Raw genomic sequence first — 1326 nt, 5'->3', positions numbered from 1 at the left:
GGCTGGGCAGCGCGGTTCTGGAACTGTACGCGGCCTCCGGCGTGCACCCCCGGGTGAAGCTCATGGGCATGCCGGATGAGTTCCTGCCGCATGGTGACGCGCGGGTGCAGCGCGCGGAGCTGGGGCTGGACGCGGCGGGCCTGCGGCGCGCGGGCCGGGGGCTGCTCGGAGAGGAGGCCCCGTGAAGTTGAAGAAGGAGCGGCTGGACGTGCTGGTGGTGGAGCGGGGCCTCGCCGAGTCGCGCACCAAGGCCCAGGCGCTCATCCTCGCCGGCCAGGTGGTGGTGGGCGACCAGCGCGTGGACAAGCCCGGCGCCCTGGTGCTGGTGGAGTCGGAGCTGCGCCTCAAGGGCGAGGTGCTGCCGTACGTGTCGCGCGGGGGCCTCAAGCTCAAGGGCGCCATGGACGGCTTCGGCCTGGACGTGACGGGCCGCGTGGGCGCGGACATCGGCGCCAGCACGGGGGGCTTCACCGACTGCCTGCTCCAGCACGGCGCGGTGCGGGTGCACGCCATCGACGTGGGCTACGGCCAGCTCCACGAGAAGCTGCGCAAGGACCCGCGGGTGCGCTCGCGCGAGCGGGTGAACGCGCGCTACCTCACGCAAGAGGACCTGCCGGAGAAGGTGGGCGTGGTCGTCATCGACGTGAGCTTCATCTCGCTCACCCAGGTGCTGCCGTCGGTGCTGACGTTCCTGTCGCCCGGGGGCCTGCTGGTGGCGCTGGTGAAGCCCCAGTTCGAGGTGGGCCCGGACCGCGTGGGCAAGGGCGGCGTGGTGAGGGACCCCGTCGCGCGCCAGGACGCCATCGACACCGTGACGGCGTTCGTGCGCGAGCAGGGCCTCACCGTGCGCGGGCTGATGGACTCGCCCGTGCCCGGGCCCGCCGGCAACGTGGAAGCGCTCCTCGTCGCCGACCGGCCCTGAGTGGCTTCACGCCGTTACGGGCGCACCTTGCGGTAGTCCGCCAGGGGCAGCGTCTGCACCAGGCTGTTGCCCGTCCGCATCCAGAGGCGGTTGTCGTTGTCCACCGAGCACGACAGGCTGCTGGACACCTCGTAGCGGAACAGCTCGCCCTTCTCGCCGGAGTCCACCGCGACGATCTCCAGGGGCAGCTCGCCCGGGCCGGAGCCGTTCAGCAGGTAGAACTCGGGGCTGGTGGCCCGGCCCAGTTGTACCTGGACGACCTGGAGGGTGCCGGAGGCGTCCACCGACTTGCCGTCCTTGTTGACGATGGCGCCGGTGTCCGCGTTCAGGAACCACACGCGCTGCAGGCCGATGGCCGCCACGCGTGAGCCTCCCGCGTAGGGGAGGACGAACTGGAGCGGGAC

1 protein-coding gene and 2 pseudogenes are annotated in these 1326 nt (G+C 71.9%); 2 read left to right on the top strand and 1 reads right to left on the bottom strand.

All coding sequences use genetic code 11. The features are described 5' to 3' along the window. Positions 1–185: pseudogene (locus D7Y13_RS41500) on the top strand (1-deoxy-D-xylulose-5-phosphate synthase); the annotation flags it as partial. After that, complete coding sequence (locus D7Y13_RS41495) at positions 182–922, top strand: TlyA family RNA methyltransferase (protein ID WP_120581910.1); 741 nt, start codon at positions 182–184, stop codon at positions 920–922. The pseudogene D7Y13_RS41500 and the gene D7Y13_RS41495, both read left to right, overlap by 4 nt. A 14-nt stretch (positions 923–936) precedes the next feature. Here D7Y13_RS41495 and D7Y13_RS46210 read toward each other — a convergent pair. Beyond that, positions 937–1326 (bottom strand): annotated as a pseudogene (locus D7Y13_RS46210) (hypothetical protein); the annotation flags it as partial.

Origin of the sequence: Corallococcus praedator (assembly GCF_003612125.1) — a bacterium.
In the GTDB taxonomy this organism is placed as follows: Bacteria; Myxococcota; Myxococcia; order Myxococcales; family Myxococcaceae; genus Corallococcus; species Corallococcus praedator.
The sequence above is the reverse complement of the archived record's forward strand: the minus strand, read 5'-3'. Positions and strand labels throughout refer to the sequence as shown.